Annotated in this window: 18 protein-coding genes and 1 pseudogene; 14 read left to right on the top strand and 5 right to left on the bottom strand. The window is 53.9% G+C overall.

Annotated elements, in window-relative coordinates; translation table 11 throughout:
* Positions 1-70: 70 nt before the first annotated feature.
* A complete protein-coding gene (gene acpH / locus LCS67_RS16610) occupies positions 71-652 on the bottom strand; it encodes an ACP phosphodiesterase (protein WP_001009858.1) in 582 nt (193 codons plus the stop codon).
* Between the two features lie 93 nt (positions 653-745).
* On the opposite strand from acpH, the gene queA reads away from it, so the two are divergent.
* The 8 genes and pseudogenes from queA to tnpA all read left to right on the top strand — a co-directional run bounded on the left by queA (position 746) and on the right by tnpA (position 7,997).
* A complete protein-coding gene (gene queA, locus LCS67_RS16605) occupies positions 746-1,810 on the top strand; it encodes a tRNA preQ1(34) S-adenosylmethionine ribosyltransferase-isomerase QueA (RefSeq protein WP_001266525.1) in 1,065 nt (354 codons plus the stop codon).
* A 196-nt stretch (positions 1,811-2,006) separates the two neighbouring features.
* Positions 2,007-3,134 (top strand): tRNA guanosine(34) transglycosylase Tgt, encoded by a 1,128-nt coding sequence (gene tgt / locus LCS67_RS16600; RefSeq protein ID WP_000667310.1) that lies wholly within the window; start codon positions 2,007-2,009, stop codon positions 3,132-3,134.
* A gap of 22 nt (positions 3,135-3,156) precedes the next feature.
* The gene (yajC, locus tag LCS67_RS16595) at positions 3,157-3,489 is read left to right on the top strand and encodes a preprotein translocase subunit YajC (RefSeq protein WP_000007628.1); all 333 of its coding nucleotides are present in this window, start codon (positions 3,157-3,159) and stop codon (positions 3,487-3,489) included.
* A 27-nt stretch (positions 3,490-3,516) separates the two neighbouring features.
* Entirely contained in the window at positions 3,517-5,364 is a 1,848-nt protein-coding gene (gene secD, locus LCS67_RS16590; protein WP_000934811.1) for a protein translocase subunit SecD, read from the top strand.
* 10 nt (positions 5,365-5,374) lie between these two features.
* On the top strand, positions 5,375-6,346 hold the full coding sequence (gene secF, locus LCS67_RS16585) for a protein translocase subunit SecF (protein WP_000046629.1): 972 nt from the start codon (positions 5,375-5,377) through the stop codon (positions 6,344-6,346).
* Between the two features lie 93 nt (positions 6,347-6,439).
* Positions 6,440-6,787 carry an HNH nuclease YajD gene (gene yajD / locus LCS67_RS16580; RefSeq protein WP_000974826.1) on the top strand — a complete coding sequence of 116 codons (348 nt, stop codon included), beginning with the start codon at positions 6,440-6,442 and terminating at the stop codon, positions 6,785-6,787.
* A gap of 437 nt (positions 6,788-7,224) precedes the next feature.
* Entirely contained in the window at positions 7,225-7,332 is a 108-nt protein-coding gene (locus tag LCS67_RS22775; protein ID WP_000176312.1) for a type I toxin-antitoxin system toxin Ldr family protein, read from the top strand.
* A 220-nt stretch (positions 7,333-7,552) separates the two neighbouring features.
* A pseudogene (gene tnpA, locus LCS67_RS16570) lies at positions 7,553-7,997 on the top strand (IS200/IS605 family transposase).
* 115 nt (positions 7,998-8,112) lie between these two features.
* On the opposite strand, the gene LCS67_RS16565 reads toward tnpA, so the two are convergent.
* Positions 8,113-8,976: a nucleoside-specific channel-forming protein Tsx gene (locus LCS67_RS16565; RefSeq protein WP_000752021.1), complete on the bottom strand. Its 864-nt coding sequence runs from the start codon at positions 8,974-8,976 to the stop codon at positions 8,113-8,115.
* Between the two features lie 299 nt (positions 8,977-9,275).
* Positions 9,276-9,815, bottom strand: a complete 540-nt coding sequence (locus LCS67_RS16560) for a DUF3251 domain-containing protein (RefSeq protein ID WP_000198486.1) — start codon at positions 9,813-9,815, stop codon at positions 9,276-9,278.
* A 151-nt stretch (positions 9,816-9,966) separates the two neighbouring features.
* Between LCS67_RS16560 and nrdR the strand changes: the two genes are divergently transcribed.
* The 6 genes from nrdR (at position 9,967) to pgpA (ending at position 14,071) form a co-directional block, all read left to right on the top strand.
* A complete protein-coding gene (nrdR, locus tag LCS67_RS16555) occupies positions 9,967-10,416 on the top strand; it encodes a transcriptional regulator NrdR (RefSeq protein WP_000543533.1) in 450 nt (149 codons plus the stop codon).
* Between the two features lie 3 nt (positions 10,417-10,419).
* Positions 10,420-11,523, top strand: coding sequence for a bifunctional diaminohydroxyphosphoribosylaminopyrimidine deaminase/5-amino-6-(5-phosphoribosylamino)uracil reductase RibD (gene ribD / locus LCS67_RS16550; RefSeq protein ID WP_001150223.1), 1,104 nt, complete (start codon positions 10,420-10,422; stop codon positions 11,521-11,523).
* Positions 11,524-11,611: 88 nt separating this feature from the next.
* A complete protein-coding gene (gene ribE / locus LCS67_RS16545) occupies positions 11,612-12,082 on the top strand; it encodes a 6,7-dimethyl-8-ribityllumazine synthase (RefSeq protein ID WP_001021370.1) in 471 nt (156 codons plus the stop codon).
* A 20-nt stretch (positions 12,083-12,102) separates the two neighbouring features.
* Positions 12,103-12,522, top strand: coding sequence for a transcription antitermination factor NusB (gene nusB / locus LCS67_RS16540; RefSeq protein WP_000801129.1), 420 nt, complete (start codon positions 12,103-12,105; stop codon positions 12,520-12,522).
* 78 nt (positions 12,523-12,600) lie between these two features.
* Positions 12,601-13,578 carry a thiamine-phosphate kinase gene (gene thiL / locus LCS67_RS16535; RefSeq protein WP_000752146.1) on the top strand — a complete coding sequence of 326 codons (978 nt, stop codon included), beginning with the start codon at positions 12,601-12,603 and terminating at the stop codon, positions 13,576-13,578.
* Positions 13,556-14,071: a phosphatidylglycerophosphatase A gene (gene pgpA / locus LCS67_RS16530; RefSeq protein WP_000154063.1), complete on the top strand. Its 516-nt coding sequence runs from the start codon at positions 13,556-13,558 to the stop codon at positions 14,069-14,071. The genes thiL and pgpA overlap by 23 nt, the downstream gene beginning before the upstream one ends.
* 103 nt (positions 14,072-14,174) lie before the next feature.
* Here the strand turns inward: pgpA and LCS67_RS16525 are convergent, their stop codons facing one another.
* Both LCS67_RS16525 and dxs read right to left on the bottom strand, forming a co-directional pair.
* Positions 14,175-15,149 carry an aldo/keto reductase gene (locus LCS67_RS16525; protein WP_001199854.1) on the bottom strand — a complete coding sequence of 325 codons (975 nt, stop codon included), beginning with the start codon at positions 15,147-15,149 and terminating at the stop codon, positions 14,175-14,177.
* 56 nt (positions 15,150-15,205) lie between these two features.
* Positions 15,206-17,068 carry a 1-deoxy-D-xylulose-5-phosphate synthase gene (dxs, locus tag LCS67_RS16520; RefSeq protein WP_000006780.1) on the bottom strand — a complete coding sequence of 621 codons (1,863 nt, stop codon included), beginning with the start codon at positions 17,066-17,068 and terminating at the stop codon, positions 15,206-15,208.
* Positions 17,069-17,075 lie beyond the last annotated feature (7 nt).

Raw genomic sequence — 17,075 nt, 5'->3', positions numbered from 1 at the left:
GACCCCTTTATGACAGCGAACCATCTTTCTGCCAACGGCGGATCTGACGCACGCCCTCGCTATCAGGCCGTCACAGCGCTTTGCGGGCGGCCTGTGCCATCATACGCGGATAAAAATGCCAGAAGCGCTCTTCTAACGCGTCGTAGTGCGCGTCCAGATCGTACCAGGAATCACGCAAGGCATCCAGCCGGGGACGGCGATTCGCCATGCCATTCAGCACGTTTTGAATGAAATCCATATCGCGATACCGCTCTAACCATTTTTCTGACCAAAGATAATCATTCAGGTTGACAAAGCGCGGCGGGGAGTCGGGCAGAATCGTCGCGACCTGCGCATGGGCGTAGCCGACAAACGCCTGAAGTGGAAAATCAGGAGAGATTTGCGTCCAGTGGCGCGATAAAAAATGATCCCACATGACGTCCAGCGTAATGGGCGCCACGCGCCGCGTTTCATGGCGGAACCACTCTCGCGCCTCACGAACTTCCGGCAGGTTGTCGGTCATGACGTCAATACGCCGATGCATATAAATACCCTCTACGACGTCAGGAGGATAATGCGTTGCCGGGTTACCGCGGACAAAATCGGCCAGCAGATTACCGGAAAGCGAGCTGTCGGCAAGGTGCGCCAGATGCAGGTGAGCAAGAAAATTCATTATTGATTCTCTGTCCAAAAAGCGGGTAACGGTTGCAGCGGGAACGCCCCGGCACTAGACTACCCGCCTCTTATTTTAGTCTGAGTCAGAGTCATGCGCGTTACCGATTTTTCCTTTGAACTACCCGAATCCCTGATTGCCCACTACCCACAGCCGGAACGCAGTCGCTGCCGTTTGCTGTCATTAGAGGGGCCGACGGGCGCGCTGACGCACGGTACTTTCACCGATCTGCTCGATAAGCTCAACCCTGGCGATTTGCTGGTCTTCAATAATACCCGCGTGATCCCGGCGCGGCTGTTTGGCCGTAAAGCCAGCGGCGGCAAGATAGAAGTGCTGGTCGAACGTATGCTCGATGATAAACGCATCCTGGCGCATATTCGCGCTTCTAAAGCGCCAAAACCGGGCACGGAACTGCTACTGGGCGACGACGAAAGTATTCACGCGACCATGACTGCGCGTCATGGCGCTCTGTTTGAAGTTGAGTTTAATGACCCGCGTCCGGTGCTGGATATTCTTAACGCCATCGGCCATATGCCGTTGCCGCCGTATATCGACCGTCCGGACGAGGACGCCGACCGCGAACTGTACCAGACGGTCTACAGTGAAAAACCGGGCGCCGTCGCCGCGCCGACGGCCGGGCTGCACTTTGATGAGCCGCTGCTGGCGGCGCTTCGTGAGAAAGGTATCGAAATGGCGTTTGTTACGCTACACGTAGGCGCGGGCACTTTCCAGCCGGTGCGTGTCGATACCATTGAAGATCACATCATGCACTCCGAATATGCTGAGGTGCCGCAAGAGGTGGTCGACGCGGTGCTGGCGGCGAAAGCGCGCGGCAACCGCGTGATTGCGGTCGGCACCACCTCGGTACGCTCGCTGGAAAGCGCGGCGCAGGCGGCAAAAAGCGATTTGATTGAGCCATTCTTCGGCGATACGCAAATCTTTATTTATCCAGGTTATCAATACAAAGTGATTGATGCGCTGATCACCAACTTCCACCTGCCGGAATCGACGTTGATTATGCTGGTTTCCGCATTTGCCGGTTATCAACACACCATGAATGCCTATAAGACTGCGGTAGAACAAAAATATCGCTTTTTTAGCTACGGGGACGCGATGTTTATCACGTACAATCCGCAGGCTATTTCTGAGCGTCCGTAAGAAGGCTATCTCACTTGCCATTTTGACGCCGGGCAGTGCTCGCCATCCTCACGTACTGCGTGTACGCTCCGGTGGCTGTGCGCTGGCCGACCCCAAACTGGCTGCGCCGATGACGCCTTCGGGAATTTATTAGCTATGGAATCATTCCGTAGCGAGTCGTTAAACGTCGGACTGTTTTTCTGACGCAGGAGTGATAATGAAATTTGAGTTAGATACCACCGATGGTCGCGCGCGTCGCGGTCGTCTGGTGTTTGATCGTGGCGTAGTGGAAACGCCTGCTTTTATGCCTGTGGGTACTTACGGTACCGTGAAAGGCATGACGCCGGAAGAAGTGGAAGCGACCGGCGCGCAGATTATTCTCGGCAACACTTTCCACCTGTGGCTGCGCCCGGGTCAGGAAATCATGAAGCTGCATGGCGATCTGCACGATTTTATGCAGTGGAAAGGGCCGATTCTCACCGATTCCGGCGGCTTCCAGGTTTTCAGCCTCGGCGATATTCGTAAGATTACCGAGCAAGGTGTGCACTTCCGTAACCCGATCAACGGCGATCCGATTTTCCTCGATCCGGAAAAGTCGATGGAGATCCAGTACGATCTCGGTTCCGATATCGTGATGATCTTTGATGAATGTACGCCGTATCCGGCAAACTGGGACTATGCTAAACGCTCGATGGAGATGTCGTTGCGTTGGGCGAAGCGTAGCCGCGACCGTTTTGATAGCCTTGGCAATAAGAATGCGCTTTTTGGCATCATTCAGGGCAGCGTTTACGAAGATTTACGCGATATCTCGGTGAAAGGTCTGGTAGAGATTGGCTTTGATGGCTACGCTGTCGGCGGTTTGGCTGTCGGTGAGCCGAAAGCAGATATGCACCGCATTCTGGAGCACGTTTGCCCGCAGATTCCGGCTGACAAACCGCGTTACCTGATGGGCGTGGGTAAACCGGAAGATCTGGTGGAAGGGGTGCGTCGCGGTATTGATATGTTTGACTGTGTCATGCCAACGCGAAATGCCCGTAATGGTCATCTGTTTGTGACCGACGGCGTGGTGAAGATTCGTAATGCAAAGCATAAGAGCGACACCAGCCCGCTTGACGCCGAGTGCGATTGCTACACTTGTCGCAATTATTCACGCGCTTACTTGCATCATCTCGACCGTTGCAACGAAATATTAGGCGCGCGTCTCAATACCATTCATAACTTGCGTTACTACCAGCGTTTGATGGCGGGTTTACGCAAGGCTATTGAAGAGGGTAAATTAGAGAGCTTCGTAACCGAGTTTTACCAACGTCAGGGGCGACCCGTTCCACCTTTGAACGTTGATTAATTTTAATAATGAGGGAATTTGAATGAGCTTTTTTATTTCTGATGCGGTAGCGGCAACAGGTGCTCCGGCGCAGGGCAGCCCGATGTCTCTGATTTTAATGCTGGTGGTGTTTGGTCTGATTTTCTATTTCATGATCCTGCGCCCGCAGCAGAAGCGCACCAAAGAGCACAAAAAGCTGATGGACTCCATTGCGAAAGGTGATGAAGTTCTGACGAATGGCGGTCTGGTCGGTCGAGTGACCAAAGTAGCGGAAGCCGGCTACATTGCCATCGCGCTGAATGACACCACGGAAGTGGTTATCAAACGTGACTTCGTAGCTGCCGTTCTGCCGAAAGGCACCATGAAGGCGCTGTAATATTTCGTTTTCCCAAAGGGAACTGCCGTGTTAAACCGTTATCCTTTGTGGAAGTACATCATGCTGGTCGTCGTGATTATCGTCGGCCTGCTTTACGCACTTCCCAACCTGTATGGTGAGGATCCGGCTGTTCAAATCACTGGCGTGCGCGGCGTCGCCGCCAGTGAGCAAACGCTGATCCAGGTCCAGAAAACGTTACAAGAAGAAAAAATTCCCGCTAAGTCTGTGGCACTGGAAGAGGGCGCTATTCTTGCGCGCTTCGACACCACCGATACCCAGCTACGCGCCCGTGAAGCGCTGATGAGCGTGCTGGGGGATAAATATGTCGTGGCGCTTAACCTTGCGCCGGCTACGCCGCGCTGGTTGGCGGCTATTCACGCCGATCCGATGAAGCTCGGTCTTGATCTGCGCGGCGGCGTTCACTTCCTGATGGAAGTGGATATGGATACCGCGTTAGGTAAACTCCAGGAACAAAATATCGATAGCCTGCGCAGCGATCTGCGTGAAAAAGGCATTCCTTATACCACCGTTCGTAAAGAAAATAATTATGGGTTGAGCATCACGTTCCGTGACAGCAAAGCGCGTGATGAGGCGATCGCCTATCTGACGCCGCGTCATCGTGACCTGGTGATTTCCAGCCAGAGCGGCAATCAACTTCGCGCGGTAATGACCGATGCGCGCCTGAGCGAAGCGCGTGAATACGCCGTTCAGCAGAACATTAATATTCTGCGTAACCGTGTTAACCAACTGGGCGTCGCGGAGCCTGTCGTACAGCGTCAGGGCGCAGACCGTATTGTGGTTGAGCTGCCGGGTATCCAGGATACCGCTCGTGCGAAAGAAATTCTCGGCGCGACCGCGACGCTGGAATTCCGTCTGGTGAATACCAACGTTGACCAGGCCGCTGCTGCTGCCGGGCGCGTACCGGGTGATTCCGAAGTGAAACAGACCCGCGAAGGCCAGCCGGTGGTATTGTACAAACGCGTGATCCTCACCGGCGACCATATCACCGACTCGACGTCCAGCCAGGATGAATATAACCAACCGCAGGTTAACATCTCGCTGGATAGCGCAGGCGGCAATATCATGTCTAACTTCACTAAGGACAATATCGGCAAACCGATGGCGACCCTGTTTGTGGAGTATAAAGACAGCGGTAAGAAAGACGCTAACGGTCGCGCTGTACTGGTGAAACAGGAAGAGGTGATTAACATTGCCAACATCCAGTCTCGGCTGGGTAACAGCTTCCGTATTACCGGTATCAGCAACCCGAACGAAGCGCGTCAGCTCTCGTTGTTGCTGCGTGCGGGCGCCCTGATCGCGCCGATTCAGATCGTTGAAGAGCGCACCATTGGCCCGACTTTGGGTATGCAGAACATCAAGCAGGGCCTGGAAGCCTGTCTGGCCGGTCTGGTGGTCTCCATCCTGTTCATGATCTTCTTCTATAAGAAGTTTGGTCTGATTGCGACCAGCGCGTTAGTGGCTAACCTGGTGTTGATTGTCGGTATCATGTCGCTGTTGCCGGGGGCAACGCTCAGTATGCCGGGGATTGCGGGTATCGTGTTAACCCTTGCGGTGGCGGTCGACGCCAACGTTCTGATTAACGAACGTATCAAAGAAGAGTTGAGTAATGGCCGCACAGTACAGCAGGCAATAAACGAAGGCTATGCCGGCGCGTTCAGTTCCATCTTCGATGCGAACATCACGACGCTGATTAAAGTCATCATTCTGTATGCTGTCGGTACCGGGGCAATTAAAGGGTTCGCGATTACGACCGGTATCGGTGTGGCGACGTCGATGTTTACCGCGATTATCGGTACGCGTGCTATCGTAAACCTGCTATATGGCGGCAAGCGCGTCACTAAGCTGTCAATCTGAGGAGTGCGATGTGGCACAGGAATACACTGTTGAACAACTAAACCACGGCCGTAAAGTCTATGACTTTATGCGCTGGGACTTCTGGGCATTCGGCATCTCCGGGCTGTTGCTGATCGCGGCCATTGTCATTATGGGCGTACGCGGGTTTAACTGGGGGCTGGATTTCACCGGTGGCACGGTAATTGAAATCACGCTGGAAAAACCGGCTGAAATGGACGTGATGCGCGAAGCGCTGCAAAAAGCGGGCTATGAAGAGCCGCAGTTGCAGAACTTTGGCAGCAGTCACGACATTATGGTGCGTATGCCGCCAACCGAAGGTGAAACCGGCGGTCAGGTACTGGGTAGCAAAGTGGTGACGATCATTAATGAAGCCACCAACCAGAACGCGGCCGTGAAGCGTATTGAATTCGTGGGGCCAAGCGTGGGCGCCGATCTGGCGCAAACCGGCGCTATGGCGCTGCTGGTGGCGTTGATCTCTATCCTCGTTTATGTCGGTTTCCGCTTTGAGTGGCGACTGGCGGCAGGGGTGGTCATCGCGCTGGCGCACGACGTGATCATTACGCTGGGGATACTGTCGCTTTTCCATATCGAGATTGACCTGACCATTGTGGCATCGTTGATGTCGGTGATCGGTTACTCGCTGAACGACAGTATCGTGGTCTCTGACCGTATTCGTGAAAACTTCCGCAAAATCCGTCGCGGGACGCCTTACGAAATCTTTAACGTGTCGCTGACCCAGACGCTACACCGCACGTTGATTACCTCCGGTACGACGTTAGTGGTAATTCTGATGCTGTACCTCTTCGGCGGTCCGGTACTGGAAGGCTTCTCGCTGACGATGCTGATCGGTGTCTCTATTGGTACGGCATCTTCTATCTATGTCGCATCGGCGCTGGCGCTGAAACTCGGTATGAAGCGCGAGCATATGCTGCAGCAGAAAGTCGAAAAAGAAGGGGCGGATCAGCCGTCCATTCTGCCGTAAGCTGGCGTTAACATGACTGAAAAAAGCCGCAACATCGCAGGGTGCTGCGGCTTTTTATTATCCAGAATAAACTCGATTGCATGAGGAACTATCATGGCTATCATCCCAAAAAACTACGTGCGCCTGGAAAGCGGCTATCGTGAAAAAGCGCTGAAGCTGTTTCCGTGGGTGTGCGGACGTTGTTCCCGTGAGTTTGTGTATTCAAATCTGCGTGAGCTGACGGTGCATCATATCGATCATGACCACACCAATAATCCGGAAGACGGCAGCAACTGGGAGCTATTGTGCCTCTACTGCCACGATCACGAGCATTCCAAATATACCGAAGCCGATCAGTATGGTTCGACGGTCATTGCCGGGGAAGATGCGCAAAAAGATGTCGGCGAGGCGACTTATAACCCGTTTGCCGATCTGAAAGCGATGATGAACAAAAAGAAATAAGCAGGCTGCTGACAAAGTTGTTGGTGCTGTTGAATGTTAGGTTACGCTTCGCTCCACCCAACGGAATCCGCAATATAAATGAATTATTGGTTTTCGTAGGTCGGATGCAATCCGACATTTTTTCAGCCCCGGAGTTTGTCGCCAGCCCCAAACGTCCTGTAACGCATACATTGTCACTGGAATCCCGATCGCAAGGTTGGGATTTTTTTGTTTTTAATTCATGCCGATACTGGCGAGCAGAGTAGAATCAGCGGTAAGCCGGGGCAACCCGGTGAGGCGCAATGTTGCGGGGGCTTGATCCCCGGTGGCCTTGTCGCTGGAAAGAGAAAACCCCCGCACATTGTTCGGTATTCACCGGCAACATTACGGGGGCTAACTTGACCCTAGACAAGTTGAGGATAGCCGCGAACCGTTGCCATTGCAACAAAGGCGGCAATATGACGCTCACAGAGTTGAGCATTACTATCTGGCACGATCTGGCGGCACCAACGCTGGTCGGGATTGCGACAGGTCTGTTTTTAGGCTGGTGGCATCGCCGGAAGTAATGTGAAGTGGGCGCGACTCGCCGCCGGATGGCAGCATGCGCCCGAAACGGGCCAGAGGGCGACCTCTGGCCTTTTTTGTCTATGGAAAACCGCCAGCTAGGCTGGGGGTTCCGGAAAGCTTTCAGCTTTAAGTCAGTTATTAAAACCCCTTTTGATTTGTTAAAACATCTTGCGGTCTGGCAACTGCAAAAGTTCAACAAGAAATCAAAAGGGGGTCCCAATGGGGGACGAAAAGAGCTTAGCGCACACCCGATGGAACTGTAAATATCACATAGTTTTCGCGCCCAAATACCGAAGACAAGCGTTCTACGGAGAGAAGCGAAGGGCAGTAGGCAGCATATTAAGAAAATTGTGTGAATGGAAAAACGTACGAATTCTGGAAGCGGAATGTTGTGCAGATCATATTCACATGCTTCTGGAGATCCCGCCGAAGATGAGTGTGTCGAGCTTCATGGGATATCTGAAGGGTAAAAGTAGTCTGATGCTTTACGAGCAGTTTGGGGATCTAAAATTCAAATACAGGAACAGGGAGTTCTGGTGCAGAGGGTACTATGTCGATACGGTGGGTAAGAACACGGCGAAGATACAGGACTACATAAAGCACCAGCTTGAAGAGGATAAAATGGGTGAGCAATTCGGGCAGCCCGTTTACGGGCCGTAAGTAACGAAGTTTGATGCAAATGTCAGATCGTATGCGCCTGTTAGGGCGCGGCTGGTAAGAGAGCCTTACAGGCGCATCAGAAAAACCTCCGGCTATGCCGGAGGATATTTATTGCAGGTTTAGAAGTTGTAACCCACGACCAGGTAGCCGCCCCAGCCGGTAGATTTCGCGCTGAAATCGCCGTCGCCCCAGTTCAGTTTGGCGCCATTCTGCCACTGTCCGCCGTTATGGAAGTAACGCGCAACGACCGAGTAGTGCCAGTGATCGTAGTTCAGCGCCAGGATATGGCTGGAAGCGATGGAGTTGCTGGTACGGTTCGGATCGTCGCCTAAATCAGATCCCCAGTCAAAGTTGGTAAAGCCGATATAGCTCAGTTTACCGCCCCACAGATCGGTGATGGGGACGAAGTATTTCACTTTGAAACGGTAGCCGTCCCATTCGTTTTCATTGGACGCGCCGTAGTTTTGCCACTGATATTTCGCATACACGTTCAGCGACAGGCCCATCGGCAGGCCGGTGTCGATATCAGTCCCCAGACCCATATACCACGTGCTCTGGCGGCTGGCTTTGTTATCGCCCATATCGTAGATGTAGTTGTTGGCGAAATACCACTCTTTAAACGGACCGAAGCTCAGGTCTGCGCCGGTCAGCTTATCAATCGAGAAACGCGGTTCGATTTCCATGAACAGCGGAGAACCGTCGGACCAGATACCTTTATCGTTGCCGTTACCCCAATCAAAGGTTTTGGGAATATCGATATAGCCGTAGAAATCAAACCAGTCTTTTTTGGCAAATGCTTCATATTCCAGATAGACGTCGTTGTTCAATTTCGGCGAGAAACGGGTATGGTAGCTACCTACCACGTTTACGCTCTGGTGCCACCAGTCGGACAAATACTGCGGCTGATCATTTTCTGCTGCGTTAGCAGTAAAAGATGAGGTGAGCGCCAGCGCTGCGCTGACTGCGAGTAAAGTTTTTTTCATATGTATGCCACTGTTTGAAATCCCTTGCGGGAGTGAAAAGAACGCAATTTGCGTTTCTAAATATTTCGTGTTTCTGCGGAGCCTATTATAAAAATCATTGCTCACAAAAATATGTCTTGTTTCACATATCTATCATTTACGTAATCGATTGCGTTCACGTTTGCGCACTTTAGGCGCGGCGACAGTACTATCTTTCATGAATATTACCAATCCATGTCATAAATGACGGAAATGTCAGTAGGGCAACAAAAGTCGCGCGGGGGATGTTGCGGAACGCACAAAACGCTCCGCCAGAACGTTTATTGATTAACAGGCTGAATATCATGGATGCGAATGAAGCCTAACTGCGCCGGTGTGATCCCCTTCAACGGTAACGAAATATTGACATCACTGGGCGCCAGCAAACTGGCAGGGGCATTTACCAGAAGGCTCTGTGCATTTACCTCCTGATAGTTCTCCGTAGTGCCCTGAATTTGCCCGTACTCTACGGTAGCGCTGAATGCCGGCAGCGGATCGCGGGACTCGCCCTGAATGCGTAACGTTGCGTGAGCGCCGTCTGCGACAGGCGTAATCTCCAGCAATGTCATACGTAGCGTACCGATCTGACTCTCCAGCCGGGCAGGCGTATTGGCGCCAGGCAACAAATAGACGCCGCGGGTTGACTCCGCATTCAGCTTATTTTGTTGGGTAATTTTTACCGTTTCCTGATTCAGTTGGGTCATCTCTTTATTCAGGGTGCTAATGCTTTGATGCATCTGGCGAACTTCGCTCTGCGGCGCGCAGGCGGTCAGGCTCAAGAGACTTCCCACCAGGAGAATTCTTAGGTAACGTCTTGTCATGTCGATCATTTCCTTCGTGGTCCGATAGCGTAATGGTAGTGCGCTATACACACAAAGGCACCGATCCTTTATCTCAAAAGCGCTCCGCCTTTGTTGTCGCGCCAGTTCAGGGTAAAATAGCGTTTTCTAAATCATCTGGTCAGGACGCCGTATGCATTGCCCATTTTGTTTCGCCGTAGATACCAAAGTCATTGACTCTCGTCTTGTAGGCGAGGGCTCGTCCGTGCGCCGCCGTCGGCAGTGTCTGGTGTGTAATGAACGCTTTACGACCTTTGAAGTGGCTGAACTGGTCATGCCGCGCGTGATAAAAAGCAACGATGTGCGCGAACCCTTTAATGAGGATAAGCTGCGTAGCGGCATGTTGAGAGCGCTGGAAAAAAGACCCGTCAGCGCAGATGATGTTGAAATGGCATTGAACCATATTAAGTCACAATTACGTGCCACTGGGGAGCGTGAAGTTCCCAGCAAGATGATTGGCAACCTGGTCATGGAGCAGCTGAAAAAACTCGATAAAGTCGCGTATATTCGCTTTGCCTCCGTCTATCGCAGTTTCGAAGATATCAAAGACTTTGGCGAAGAAATCGCTCGCCTACAGGACTAAGCCATGCAGGATGAGTTTTACATGGCGCGAGCGCTCAAACTGGCGCAGCGTGGACGTTTCACCACTCACCCGAACCCTAATGTCGGCTGTGTCATTGTTAACAATGGCGACATCGTCGGCGAAGGTTATCACCATCGCGCCGGAGAGCCGCACGCCGAGGTCCATGCTCTGCGGATGGCGGGCGCAAAAGCCAAAGGCGCAACCGCCTATGTCACGCTTGAACCCTGTAGCCATCATGGGCGAACGCCGCCATGTTGCGATGCGCTGATTGCGGCCGGCGTCGCGCGCGTGGTCGCCGCGATGCAGGACCCAAATCCACAGGTCGCCGGGCGCGGGCTGTATCGCCTGCAACAGGCGGGTATTGCGGTCAGCCACGGGTTAATGATGAGTGAAGCGGAGGCGCTCAATAAAGGCTTCCTCAAGCGGATGCGTACCGGATTCCCTTATCTTCAGCTTAAACTGGGCGCCTCCGTGGATGGACGGACGGCGATGGCCAGCGGCGAAAGCCAGTGGATCACCTCGCCGCAGGCCCGGCGCGACGTACAGCGCTTGCGTGCGCAAAGCCACGCTATTTTAACCAGTAGCGCGACGGTATTGGCTGACGATCCGGCCTTGACGGTGCGTTGGACAGAGTTAGACGCTTCTACGCAGGCGTCTTACCCGCAGGAAAATCTGCGCCAGCCGGTGCGAATTGTTATCGACAGCCAAAACCGGGTAACGCCTGCGCATCGTATTGTGCAGCAGCCTGGCGAAACGTGGATTGCGCGTACCCAGGAAGATAGCCGCACGTGGCCCGATTCGGTTCGTACTATCAGCGTACCAGCGCACAACGGACATTTGGATCTGGTTGTGCTGATGATGCAGTTAGGCAGGCAGCAGATTAATAGCATATGGGTTGAAGCCGGACCGGGACTGGCGGGCGCGTTGCTGCAAGCCGGGCTGGTGGATGAACTGATTGTCTATGTCGCGCCTAAATTGTTGGGAACCCAGGCGCGGGGATTATGCGAATTGCCAGGGCTTGAGAAGCTCGCCGACGCGCCGCAATTTACCTTCAGCGAAATACGACATGTCGGCCCGGATGTTTGCCTGCATATGGTGAGCGTATGAGTTCTCCCGTCGAAAGGGGAGCAGCGCTCAAATTATTATGATAAAATCCGCCCCCCTGCGGGGCCAAATGAACCCTGGAAGAGAGAATATGAACATTATTAAAGCTAACGTTGCAGCCCCTGACGCTCGCGTCGCCATCACTATTGCGCGTTTCAATCAGTTTATCAACGACAGCCTGCTGGATGGCGCGGTTGATGCCCTGACGCGTATTGGTCAGGTAAAAGATGATAATATTACCGTAGTGTGGGTGCCTGGCGCCTATGAACTGCCGCTGGCGACCGATGCGCTGGCGAAAAGCGGTAAATATGACGCTGTGGTTGCGCTGGGAACCGTGATTCGCGGGGGGACTGCGCACTTTGAATATGTGGCAGGCGGCGCCAGCAATGGCCTGGCAAGCGTTGCCCAGGACAGTGGCGTGCCGGTAGCCTTTGGTGTTCTGACCACCGAGAGTATTGAACAAGCCATCGAACGTGCTGGTACAAAAGCCGGTAATAAAGGCGCAGAAGCTGCGCTGACCGCGCTTGAAATGATTAATGTATTGAAAGCCATTAAGGCCTGATTTTTTGTAAGGGGAATTCCGTGAAACCTGCTGCTCGTCGCCGCGCCCGTGAGTGTGCCGTCCAGGCGCTTTACTCCTGGCAGTTGTCCCAGAACGACATCGCTGATGTTGAATACCAGTTCCTGGCGGAACAGGACGTAAAAGACGTCGACGTTCTCTATTTCCGTGAACTGCTATCCGGGGTGGCGACTAACAGCGCGTACCTGGATGGTTTAATGAAACCGTATCTGTCCCGCCTGCTTGAAGAGCTGGGACAGGTTGAAAAAGCCGTGCTGCGTATTGCGTTGTTTGAGCTGTCAAAACGCAGCGATGTGCCTTATAAAGTGGCCATCAACGAAGCGATTGAACTGGCGAAAACCTTTGGCGCTGAAGACAGCCACAAATTCGTCAACGGCGTACTGGATAAAGCAGCTCCGGTGATTCGTCCTAACAAAAAGTGATTCACAGGCCGGAAAGATAGCGGGCGATCGATACCCGCCGTCTCCGGCCTTTTCTTTTTTTCTGCTGAGGCATAACGTATGGCATGTGGCGAGTTTTCCCTGATTGCCCGTTATTTTGACCGTGTAAGAAGCTCTCGTCTTGATGTTGAAACCGGTATTGGCGACGATTGCGCGCTCCTGAATATTCCTGAAAAGCAGACCCTGGCGATCAGTACCGATACGCTGGTGGCGGGCAACCACTTCCTCCCCAATATCGATCCTGCCGATCTGGCTTATAAAGCGTTGGCGGTGAATTTAAGCGATCTGGCCGCGATGGGGGCCGACCCGGCCTGGTTAACGCTGGCGTTAACGTTGCCGGAAGTGGATGAGCCGTGGCTGGAGGCTTTTAGCGACAGTCTGTTTGCGCTATTGAATTACTACGATATGCAGCTCATTGGCGGCGACACCACGCGTGGACCGCTGTCGATGACGCTGGGTATCCACGGTTATATCCCGGCAGGGCGCGCGCTCAAGCGATCTGGCGCGAAGCCGGGCGACTGGATTTATATCACCGGTACGCCGGGCGACAGCGCTGCCGGGCTGGCGGTTTTGCAAAACCGGCTACAGGTGTCGGAGGAGACAGACGCTCACTATTTAATTCAACGGCATTTACGCCCGACGCCGCGTATTTTACACGGCCAGGCGCTGCGTGATATCGCCAGCGCGGCTATCGATCTTTCCGATGGTTTGATTTCCGATCTGGGGCATATCGTCAAGGCCAGCGGCTGTGGGGCAAGAGTAGATGTTGATGCGCTGCCAAAATCCGATGCGATGATGCGCCATGTTGATGACGGGCAGGCGCTGCGTTGGGCGCTTTCCGGCGGCGAAGACTATGAGCTGTGCTTTACGGTGCCGGAACTGAATCGTGGCGCGCTGGATGTCGCCATTGGTCAACTGGGTGTTCCCTTTACCTGCATAGGTCAAATGAGCGCAGATATTGAAGGGCTGAATTTTGTACGTGACGGAATGCCTGTCACCTTTGACTGGAAAGGATATGACCATTTTGCCACGCCATAAAGATGTTGCGAAAAGCCGCCTGAATTTGCGCAATCCGTGGCACCTGCTCGCTACCGGCTTTGGCAGCGGGCTGAGCCCCGTGGTGCCGGGCACGATGGGCTCGCTGGCGGCGATCCCCTTCTGGTATCTGATGACGTTTCTGCCGTGGCAGCTTTATTCGCTGGTCGTGATGTTTGGGATCTGCATTGGCGTTTATCTTTGCCATCAGACGGCGAAAGATATGGGCGTACACGACCACGGCAGTATTGTCTGGGATGAATTTATCGGTATGTGGATAACGCTGATGGCGTTGCCGACGACGGACTGGCAGTGGGTGGCTGCCGGGTTCGTTATTTTCCGCATTCTGGATATGTGGAAACCCTGGCCGATCCGTTGGTTTGATCGCAACGTGCACGGCGGCATGGGGATTATGATCGATGATATCGTCGCCGGGGTGATATCCGCCGGCATACTGTATTTTATCGGTCATCACTGGCCGCTCGGTATTATTTAAAGGGTTTGCCGGATGGCGGCGTAAACACCTTATCCGGCCTAACCCCGAACAATATGTCGATTTCACAGGCCCGATAAGCGTCGCGCCATCGGGCAATGGCGGATTATTTAAATCCCACCACCGGATGCTGTTTGTACGGTGTTTCGAGTTCGGCAATCTGCTCCGGTTTGAGCGTTAAATCAACGGCATTCAGCAACTCATCTAACTGCTCTTCACGCGAAGCGCCGATAATCGGCGCGGCGACGCCTCGTTTGCTGAGTAGCCAGGCCAGCGCGACCTGCGCTCGCGTTGCGCCAAGCGCCTCGCTGACGCCAGCCAGCCGTTCCGCTATTTGCGCATCATTTTTATCGCTTTCAGCGTATAAATTTTTACCCACGTCATCCGAGACCAGCCGGGCCGTGGTTTCTCCCCAGGGGCGAGTTAAGCGCCCGCGCGCCAGCGGACTCCACGGAATCACGGCGACGCCTTCCTGCCAGCACAGCGGTAGCATCTCACGCTCTTCCTCGCGGTAGATCAGGTTATAGTGATCCTGCATGGTGACAAACGGCGCCCAGCCGTGTTGTTTTTGTAGCGCCAGCGCCTGGGCAAATTGTGAGGCGTGCATTGAGGAAGCGCCGATATAGCGGGCTTTACCCGCCTTCACCACGTCGTTTAGCGCTTCCAGAGTTTCTTCTATCGGCGTGGTGTAATCCCAGCGGTGGATTTGCAGGATATCGACATACTCCATTCCCAGACGGGTGAGGCTATCGTCAATAGAGCGCAGGATTTGCGCGCGGGACAATCCTTCCGGCAGATCGCCGACGCGATGGAAGACTTTCGTCGCTACCACCACCTCGTCGCGCCGGGCGAAATCACGCAGCGCGCGACCGACAATCTCTTCGCTGCTGCCGTCGGAGTAGCTGTTGGCGGTATCAAAAAAGTTAATGCCGCCCTCAAGGGCGCGCTTGATGATGGGACGGCTGCTCTCTTCGGGAAGCGTCCAGGCATGATTGCCGCGACTCGGCTCGCCGAATGTCATGCAGCCCAGACAAAGGCGGGACACCTGAAGATCTGTATTTCCTAACGTGTTGTATTGCATGACTCCGCTCCTGTTATACCCGTCACTCTTCAAGCATAGCAGGAGCAAAGAGGGGATTATGCCAGCCAGGCCTTGATTTTGGCTTCAATGCCTGCGGCGTCGAGCCCCAGTTCCGTGCGGGCTTCTTCCTGCGTTCCTTGCGGGATAAAGAAATCCGGAAGACCGATATTCAGCACAGGTACAGGTTTACGATGGGCCATTAGCACTTCGTTTACGCCGCTGCCAGCGCCGCCCATAATGGCGTTTTCTTCCAGCGTCACCAGCGCGTCATGCTGCGCGGCCATCTCCAGAATTAACGTGTCGTCCAGCGGTTTAACAAAGCGCATGTCGACCAGCGTGGCGTTCAGCGCTTCGGCGACTTTCGCCGCCTCAGGCATTAAGGTACCAAAGTTCAGAATCGCCAGTTTTTCGCCATGACGCTTCACAAGGCCTTTACCAATAGGCAGTTTTTCCAGCGGGGTTAGCGCCACGCCCTGCGCATTACCGCGTGGATAACGTACTGCCGTCGGGCCGTCGTTATAGTGATACCCGGTAAATAACATCTGGCGACATTCGTTTTCGTCGCTTGGCGTCATGATCACCATATCCGGGATGCAGCGCAGATAGGAGAGATCGAACGCGCCCTGGTGTGTTTGTCCATCCGCGCCAACGATACCGGCGCGATCGATGGCGAACATGACCGGCAGTTTCTGGATAGCGACGTCATGGATGACCTGATCGTAGGCGCGTTGCAGGAAAGTAGAGTAGATCGCCACGACGGGCTTATAGCCGCCAATCGCCAGACCTGCGGCGAAGGTGACGGCATGCTGCTCGGCGATGGCGACGTCAAAATAGCGATCCGGGAATTTACGTGAAAATTCCACCATGCCGGAACCTTCGCGCATTGCCGGGGTGATCGCCATCAGTTTGCTGTCTTTGGCGGCGGTTTCACACAGCCAGTCACCGAAGATTTTTGAATAACCGGGCAGACCGCCGCTGCTTTTCGGCAAACATCCGCTGGAAGGATCAAATTTAGGCACCGCATGGAAAGTGATCGGATCTTTTTCCGCGGGCTCATAGCCGCGGCCTTTCTTGGTCATGATATGCAGGAACTGCGGGCCTTTCAGGTCGCGCATGTTCTTCAATGTGCTGATAAGCCCCATGACATCGTGACCATCGACCGGCCCGATGTAGTTAAAGCCCAGCTCTTCGAACAGTGTGCCCGGCACAACCATGCCTTTAATATGTTCTTCGGTACGCTTGAGCAGTTCTTTAATTGGCGGTACGCCGGAGAAGACCTTTTTTCCGCCTTCGCGCAGAGAAGAGTAAAGCTTACCGGAAAGTAGCTGCGCCAGATGGTTGTTGAGCGCGCCGACGTTTTCCGAAATCGACATTTCATTGTCGTTCAGAATGACCAGCATGTCGGGCCGGATATCGCCTGCGTGATTCATTGCTTCAAACGCCATACCGGCGGTGATGGCGCCGTCGCCTATCACACAGACGGTGCGGCGATCTTTGCCTTCTTTCTCCGCCGCCACGGCAATGCCGATACCGGCGCTGATGGAGGTGGAGGAATGCCCAACGCTCAGCACATCGTATTCGCTTTCTCCGCGCCACGGGAACGGGTGCAGACCGCCTTTCTGGCGAATGGTGCCGATTTTGTCGCGACGACCGGTAAGGATTTTATGTGGATAAGCCTGGTGTCCAACATCCCAGATTAGCTGGTCAAACGGGGTGTTGTAGACATAATGCAGCGCCACGGTAAGTTCTACCGTGCCCAGCCCGGAAGCGAAGTGCCCGCTGGAACGGCTTACGCTGTCGAGTAAGTAGCGGCGTAGCTCGTCGCAGAGTTTCGGCAGACTCTCTTTCGGTAACAGTCGTAACTCCTGGGTGGAGTCGACCAATGCCAGGGTAGGGTATTTGGCTATATCAAAACTCATCGCAAGC

The organism is Salmonella sp. A7 (assembly GCF_020181675.1).
In the GTDB taxonomy this organism is placed as follows: Bacteria; Pseudomonadota; Gammaproteobacteria; order Enterobacterales; family Enterobacteriaceae; genus Salmonella; species Salmonella enterica.
Note: the sequence above shows the minus strand (reverse complement) of the source record. Positions and strands in the feature narration are given on the sequence as shown.

Coding starts and splice junctions, on each gene's coding strand:
- yajC (WP_000007628.1), top strand. CDS start 3,157: ATGAGCTTTTTTATTTCTGATGCGGTAGCGGCAACAGGTGCTCCGGCG.
- ribE (WP_001021370.1), top strand. CDS start 11,612: ATGAACATTATTAAAGCTAACGTTGCAGCCCCTGACGCTCGCGTCGCC.
- queA (WP_001266525.1), top strand. CDS start 746: ATGCGCGTTACCGATTTTTCCTTTGAACTACCCGAATCCCTGATTGCC.
- nrdR (WP_000543533.1), top strand. CDS start 9,967: ATGCATTGCCCATTTTGTTTCGCCGTAGATACCAAAGTCATTGACTCT.
- yajD (WP_000974826.1), top strand. CDS start 6,440: ATGGCTATCATCCCAAAAAACTACGTGCGCCTGGAAAGCGGCTATCGT.
- LCS67_RS16565 (WP_000752021.1), bottom strand. CDS start 8,976: ATGAAAAAAACTTTACTCGCAGTCAGCGCAGCGCTGGCGCTCACCTCA.
- dxs (WP_000006780.1), bottom strand. CDS start 17,068: ATGAGTTTTGATATAGCCAAATACCCTACCCTGGCATTGGTCGACTCC.
- ribD (WP_001150223.1), top strand. CDS start 10,420: ATGCAGGATGAGTTTTACATGGCGCGAGCGCTCAAACTGGCGCAGCGT.
- thiL (WP_000752146.1), top strand. CDS start 12,601: ATGGCATGTGGCGAGTTTTCCCTGATTGCCCGTTATTTTGACCGTGTA.
- LCS67_RS22775 (WP_000176312.1), top strand. CDS start 7,225: ATGACGCTCACAGAGTTGAGCATTACTATCTGGCACGATCTGGCGGCA.
- acpH (WP_001009858.1), bottom strand. CDS start 652: ATGAATTTTCTTGCTCACCTGCATCTGGCGCACCTTGCCGACAGCTCG.
- LCS67_RS16560 (WP_000198486.1), bottom strand. CDS start 9,815: ATGACAAGACGTTACCTAAGAATTCTCCTGGTGGGAAGTCTCTTGAGC.
- tgt (WP_000667310.1), top strand. CDS start 2,007: ATGAAATTTGAGTTAGATACCACCGATGGTCGCGCGCGTCGCGGTCGT.
- LCS67_RS16525 (WP_001199854.1), bottom strand. CDS start 15,149: ATGCAATACAACACGTTAGGAAATACAGATCTTCAGGTGTCCCGCCTT.
- pgpA (WP_000154063.1), top strand. CDS start 13,556: ATGACCATTTTGCCACGCCATAAAGATGTTGCGAAAAGCCGCCTGAAT.